General features: G+C 69.9%; 7 protein-coding genes. 6 read left to right on the forward strand and 1 reads right to left on the reverse strand.

What is annotated here, in order from left to right; all coding sequences use genetic code 11:
* From D7W81_RS42625 to D7W81_RS39190, 4 genes are all read left to right on the forward strand, one after another.
* On the forward strand, window positions 1–533 hold a 533-nt coding region (locus tag D7W81_RS42625), incomplete at its 5' end, for a hypothetical protein (protein ID WP_158621776.1).
* A 77-nt stretch (window positions 534–610) separates the two neighbouring features.
* The gene (locus D7W81_RS39180; RefSeq protein ID WP_120560445.1) at window positions 611–946 is read left to right on the forward strand and encodes a hypothetical protein; all 336 of its coding nucleotides are present in this window, start codon (window positions 611–613) and stop codon (window positions 944–946) included.
* A 113-nt stretch (window positions 947–1,059) separates the two neighbouring features.
* Complete coding sequence (pip, locus tag D7W81_RS39185) at window positions 1,060–2,025, forward strand: prolyl aminopeptidase (protein WP_120560446.1); 966 nt, start codon at window positions 1,060–1,062, stop codon at window positions 2,023–2,025.
* A 187-nt stretch (window positions 2,026–2,212) separates the two neighbouring features.
* Window positions 2,213–3,331: an oxygenase MpaB family protein gene (locus tag D7W81_RS39190; protein WP_244227742.1), complete on the forward strand. Its 1,119-nt coding sequence runs from the start codon at window positions 2,213–2,215 to the stop codon at window positions 3,329–3,331.
* Window positions 3,332–3,356: 25 nt separating this feature from the next.
* Here D7W81_RS39190 and D7W81_RS39195 read toward each other — a convergent pair whose 3' ends face one another.
* Complete coding sequence (locus D7W81_RS39195; protein ID WP_167508150.1) at window positions 3,357–4,754, reverse strand: M20/M25/M40 family metallo-hydrolase; 1,398 nt, start codon at window positions 4,752–4,754, stop codon at window positions 3,357–3,359.
* A gap of 81 nt (window positions 4,755–4,835) precedes the next feature.
* Between D7W81_RS39195 and D7W81_RS39200 the strand changes: the two genes are divergently transcribed.
* Together D7W81_RS39200 and D7W81_RS43915 are read left to right on the forward strand one after the other, a co-directional pair.
* The gene (locus D7W81_RS39200; RefSeq protein ID WP_120560449.1) at window positions 4,836–5,210 is read left to right on the forward strand and encodes a response regulator; all 375 of its coding nucleotides are present in this window, start codon (window positions 4,836–4,838) and stop codon (window positions 5,208–5,210) included.
* 15 nt (window positions 5,211–5,225) lie between these two features.
* Window positions 5,226–6,017, forward strand: coding sequence for a hypothetical protein (locus D7W81_RS43915; protein ID WP_244227743.1), 792 nt, complete (start codon window positions 5,226–5,228; stop codon window positions 6,015–6,017).
* Window positions 6,018–6,027: the final 10 nt, after the last annotated feature.

Raw genomic sequence — 6,027 nt, forward strand, 5'->3', positions numbered from 1 at the left:
TGCAGCGGCCGTGCGTCCTCCTCGCCGCCACCGCCGCCCGCGCGGAGGACGCACGGCCGCTGCATGGCCCATGGGTGGGGGCCATCGCGTCCACCAGCTCCCGCTTCACCGTGGGCATCCGCGAGGAGGGACGCACTTCGGAGGGAGAGTTCGAGACCACCGTGGGCCTGGGCGTGCGCGCGGGCTACGACTTCCTGGAGTACGCGGGCGTCTGGGCCGAGTACGAGGAGGAGGTCCACTACGGGTCCTTCGGCGGAGGGCTGCGGCTGATCACCCCCACGGAGACCTTCCGCGCGGGCCTCAGCGCGGGGCTGCGCTTCATCCCGCATGAGCCCACCCTGCCCTTCTTCACCGTCGGCCTGCTGGGAGAGGTCCGGCCCTGGCGGCACCTGGGCTTCGGCCTGGAGGTGGCCAGGGGCTGGCCGCTGAAGGGCGAGGTCACCCGTGCCCAGAAGGGGAGCACGCCCCAGCGGATCATCACCCTGGACGGAGGGCCGCTGCGCGTCGCGCTCGGGCTGAGCTGGTACTTCTGAGCCGCGCTGGCACGACCAGGACGCCGCGAACGCTCCGTAGGGAGGGCAGCCCTCCTCCCCTCCGAGGTCCCCGCTTCATGCTTCGCTCCCTGCCCGCCGCGCTCCTGTTGCTCCCCCTTGCCGCCCGCGTGGCTCACGCGGATGACACGCAACCGCTGCATGGCCCGTGGGTGGGTGTGTCGCTGATGCGCGGCTCCGGGTTCGACACCACAGTGCGCGACGACAGCGGCGTGGGGCTGGGCGTGCGCGGAGGCTACGACTTCCAGGCGCTCGTGGGCGCGTACGTCGCGGCGGAGCTGCTCACCGGCCGCGAGGACTTCTTCATCACCTCGTGGGGCGGCGGCCTGCGGGTGCTCACGCCCACCTCCCCGTTCCGCGCGGGCTTCAGCGCGGGCGTGCGCTTCAACCGTTGAAGGCGGACCGTGGCGGGTCGTTCTCGGTCTGACGTGGTACTTCTGAAGGCTCGCCCGGGGGGTGCTACCTGTTGTTAGGTTGCGCGGCACCTCATTCCCAAGGAAGGAACCCCGTGCCCGCACCCACGCCGCTGCGCACGCTCTATCCCCCGCTCGAGCCCTACCGCACCGGTCAGCTGAAGGTCACCGGAGGCCACTCGCTCTACTTCGAGGAGAGCGGCAACCCGAAGGGCAAGCCCGCGGTGTTCGTGCACGGCGGCCCGGGCGGCGGCACCGACCCGAAGCAGCGCCGCTTCTTCGACCCCAGCGTGTACCGCATCATCCTGTTTGATCAGCGCGGCTGTGGCCGCAGCACGCCGTACGCCAGCCTGGAGGAGAACACCACCTGGGACCTGGTGGCGGACATGGAGCGGCTGCGCGAGCACCTGGGCCTGGAGCGCTGGTTGCTCTTCGGCGGCTCGTGGGGCAGCACCCTGTCGCTCGCTTACGCGCAAGCGCACCCGGAGCGCGTCACGGAGCTGGTGCTGCGCGGCATCTTCCTCTTGCGCAAGCAGGAGATTGACTGGTTCTACCAGCGCGGCGCGGACGCGATGTTCCCGGACGCGTGGGAGCACTACCTCGCGCCCATCCCGGAGGAGGAGCGCGGCGACCTGCTCCACGCGTACGCGAAGCGGCTGATGGGTGACGACAAGCACACGCAACAGGAGGCCGCGAGGGCCTGGAGCGTGTGGGAGGGCCGCACGAGCTGCCTGTACCCCAACGCGGAGCTCGTCGCGCGCAACGCGGGGGACGACTTCGCCATCGCCTTCGCGCGCATCGAGTGCCACTACTTCATCAACAAGGGCTTCCTGCGCACGGACACGCAGCTCCTGGACGACGTGCAGCGCATCCGCCACATCCCCGCCGTCATCGTGCAGGGCCGCTACGACGTGGTGTGTCCGCCGGAGAGCGCGTGGGCCCTGCACCGCGCGTGGCCGGAGGCCCAGTTCGTGATGGTGCCGGACGCGGGCCACTCCGCCAACGAGCCCGGCAACACGTCCGCGCTGATTGAAGCCACGGACCGCTTCCGCGGCCTGTAATCGGCTCGCCTGGAGGGCAAGCGGTAAGCGAGCGTCCCCACCGACTTGAGGGTGGGGATGCCCCGTATCCGAGTCTCGCGAATGCGGACATGATCGAGGCGCAGTCCTCCTTCACCGTCCCATCCGAGAAGCCCGAATGTCTTCAGTCCCTGTCCCCCCTCCTTCGCGTGGCCGCTGGACCGATGCCGTGCTCGATCCGTTCCGCGCCATGGGAGAGCCCCTGGCGGATGCAGTCATCCAGCAGGTGTTCGCCAACAACGAGGTGGACGCCGTCAATCAGATGATGCGCAGCCTCCACTCGAACACGCACCTGGTTCCCGCCGAGCTGCCGGACGCGCTGGAGGACTACCTCAACCAGACCGACGACTGGCCCGAGTGGGCCGACCCGGTGAAGGTCCAGCTGGGCCAGAACCTGTTCCAGCGCTACGGCATGCAGATGACGCTGGCCTACTTCACCTGGTCGCTGCCCTGCTGCTACGCGTGGGCCAAGGCGGCGAAGGTGCTCACGTGGACCAACGGCATCGACAAGCACGTGCACCGCCGCATCATCGAAACGGCGCAGTTCGTACTGGACGTGATGACGGAGGGCGGGCTGGGGCCCCAGGGCTTCGGGGTGCGCACCGCGCAGAAGATCCGCCTGCTGCACGCCACCATCCGCCACCACGTCGGGAAGGATCCAAAGTGGCAGGCCTCCGAGTACGGCACGCCAGCCAACCAGGAGGACCACGTGGCGACGCTGCTCACGCTGGCCCTGGTGCCCAAGGCGCTGACGAAGCTGGGCCTGGACTTCACCCGCGAGGAGGAGGACGCCTACTTCCACTGCTGGAGGGTGATTGGCCACTTCCTGGGCATCCACCAGGACCTGCTGCCCCGTGACCTGGAGGACGCCGAGCACCTCTGGGAGGCCATCCAGCAGCGGCAGGTGCGGCACTCGGAGGACGGCGTGGCGCTGACGAAGGCGCTCGTGGACTACCTCAAGATGCGCATCCCCGGCACGATGATGGACGGCGTCGTGGTGTCCACGATGCGCGAGCTGTGCAGCGAGGCGGTGTCGGAGGCCATCGGGCTGGAGAAGACGGACTGGACCCGCCACCTGATGGGCCCGATGCGCTGGATGTTCGCGCTGTCGGACGAGGCCCAGGACCAGTCCAGCATGGCGGCGAAGGTCTCCGCGTCGCTGTCGCGCAAGCTGCTGGAGTCGCTGCACTCCTCGGAGACGGGCGGCGGCCGCGTGACGTTCCGCATCCCCAAGTCACTGCAGGAGTCGTGGAACCTCGCGTCCGCCGAGGAGAAGAAGGCCGGCTAGGCCTTCCTCCTGGCCCTCGCGGCGCTCAGCCGCGAGGGGTCAGCGACTTCGCCAGCTCTTCGTAGAGGTGGATGGCCGAGCGGATGGCCTTCTCCCAGTCACCCAGGTGCAGGCTCTCGTTCTCCGAGTGGGCGTACGTGTACGGATCCTCCACGCCGATGAGCAGCGCGGGCACCCCGCCCAGCTCCTTCGCGAACGGCTCCACGAACGGGATGGACCCACCGCACCCGATGGTGACGGGCTTCTTCGCGTAGCCCTTCTCCAGCGCGCGGAACGCCGCCTGGAAGGCCGGGTGCGACGAATCCGTGTACCACCAGCCGGAGGCCTGGTCCTCGCGGATCTCCAGTTCCAGGCCCCACGGGCACACCTTCTTCAGGTGCGCCACCAGCCGGCGCTGCACGTCCTCCGGATCCATGTCCGGCACCACGCGGATGCCCACGCGCGCCCATGCGGACTCCACGATGATGTTGCGCGCGTCCTTGCGGCTGCTGGCCTGGATGGCGTTGATGGCCAGGCTCGGCTGGCGCCAGTTCGTCTCCCACGGGTGACGCCCGCCGCCGAGCAGCTGCACGCCTTCGCGGATGCCCGCCTGCTCGCGGAAGGTGGCTTCATCACCGGGCAGCGCCTGGATGCTCTCGCGCTCGGCGGCCGTCAGCGGCTTCACCTGCTCCATCACGCCTTCGATGGCGATGGTGCCATCCGCGTGCGTCAGCGACGCCAGCATCCGGCACAGCGCCATCGCCGGATCCGGAATGGGCCCGCCCCACATGCCGGAGTGCACCGCCTGCTGGAGTCCGCGCACCTCCACGTCCACCGTCACCAGCCCGCGCAGCGCCGTGGTGATGGACGGCAGCCCCGTGTCGAAGTTCGTCGTGTCCGTCAACACGATGGCGTCCGCCGCCACCAACTTCGCGTGCTTCTGGAGAAATGCACCCAGGTGGTCACTGCCAGCCTCTTCCTCGCCCTCGATGATGACCTTCACGTTGAGTGGGAGTTGGCCGGTGCTCTTGAGCCACGCGTCCACGGCGGAGGTGTGCACGACGATGCCGGCCTTGTCGTCCGCCGCGCCGCGGCCGTACAGGCGGCCGTCGCGCTCCTGGGGCTCGAAGGGCGGGCTCTTCCACGCGGCTTCGTCTCCCGCGGGCTGCACGTCGTGGTGCGCGTAGAGGAGGAGCGTGGGGCGGCCCGGCGCCTTGAGCACCTCGCCATAGACATACGGATGCGCGCCCTCGATTTCGAGCAGCTGCACGTTTTCAAAGCCACGGTCCTTCAAGAGGGCCGCGGTGGCCTCCGCGCTCTTGCGCACGAGGCCCGCGTCGAACCCGGGAAAGGACACACTGGGAATGCGGACGAGGGCCTTGAGGTCGTCCAGGTACGCGGCCTTGTGGGACTCGAAATGGGACAGCGCGGGGTCGGTGGACATGCCCACCCCTTAACCCAAAAGGCGAGCAGGCACGTGGGATGCGCGCGCCCAAACGTCGCGCGTCTTATGTATCCTGCCCCCATGCCTGGACTACCGACCCTGCTGTTGGTGGATGACGACAGCTTCGTGCGTCGCATCCTCAAGGACGTCATCGCGGACACGGGTATCGACCTGCGGCTGCTGGAGGCCGCGGACGGAGAGGAAGGGCTGGCGCTGGCGGAGAAGGAGCAGCCGGCGGTGATGTTCCTGGACCTCTTCATGCCGAAGAAGAGCGGCCTGGAGGTGCTGGGCGCCATCAAGAGCGTGTCGCCGGACACGCGCGTGCTGGTCATCAGCAGCATGGACGCGGAGCCGGTGGTGGAGCAGGCCATCGCCGCGGGGGCCATGGGCTTCGTGGGCAAGCCCTTCCATCCCCTGGAGATCGCCGCCGCCGTGCGCCAGGCGCTCGCGTCCTGATTCCCCGAGGTCTCCGTGTCGGCATCCGCTGTGGGTTACTGGGTGGGAGACTCGCTCGGCCGCGTGCTGGGCCCCCTCCAGCTGCAAGCATTCCGTGAGCTCATCGCCTCCGGCCGGCTGAAGACGGCCGTGCGCGCGTCGCGCGATGGAACGAACTGGGTCGCGCTCCAGGACCTCCCGGAGGTGCGCGACCTGTTCACCACCGCGGCGCCCACGCCCTCCGTGGAGAGCCAGCAGGCCGAGCGCCTGCGCAACCAGCTGCGCGGCCTGCTGCACCTGCCGCCGCACGAGGTGTTCGGGCTCAAGCCGCAGGCGTCGCTCGACGAGTTCCGCATCGCCTTCTTCCGCATGGCGAAGCGCTTCTCACCGGAGCACCTGTCGCCGGACCTGCATCCGGAGCTGCGCAAGGTCTCCGTTGAAATCTTCGACTTCCTCTCGCGGCGGATCCGCGAGGCGGAGACGCTCTTCCTCCAGGGCGCGACGCAGCCGCCCGCGCCCCCGCCGCCCCGGCTGGACATGGCCGGCGCGCTGCCCACCGCGCCGTTGCCGCTGAGTGGATCCGCGGTGACCGCGCGTCCGCCGCCGGTCATGACGCCGCAGGCCGCGCCCGCGCGTCCGCCACCCGTCGTCATTCCCCCCACGCCTGTTCCGGGTTCGCTGACGCGCCCGCCGCCGGCGGTCATTCCCCCGACGCCTGTTCCCGGCACCCTCACGCGGCCCGTGCCGCCGCCCGCGCCACCGGCCGCGCCGTGGGCGTCATCACCGGCGGAGGCCGGGGCGGCGCGGGCGGCGGCACGGGCCGCGTGAGGGTGCCGGG

The sequence above is a fragment of the Corallococcus aberystwythensis genome, from assembly GCF_003612165.1.
GTDB classification, from domain to species: Bacteria; Myxococcota; Myxococcia; order Myxococcales; family Myxococcaceae; genus Corallococcus; species Corallococcus aberystwythensis.

Bases quoted from the DNA above. Each gene is read 5' to 3' on its own strand.
- D7W81_RS39180 (WP_120560445.1), top strand. From the start codon at position 611: ATGCTTCGCTCCCTGCCCGCCGCGCTCCTGTTGCTCCCCCTTGCCGCC.
- D7W81_RS39195 (WP_167508150.1), bottom strand. From the start codon at position 4,754: ATGTCCACCGACCCCGCGCTGTCCCATTTCGAGTCCCACAAGGCCGCG.
- D7W81_RS39200 (WP_120560449.1), top strand. From the start codon at position 4,836: ATGCCTGGACTACCGACCCTGCTGTTGGTGGATGACGACAGCTTCGTG.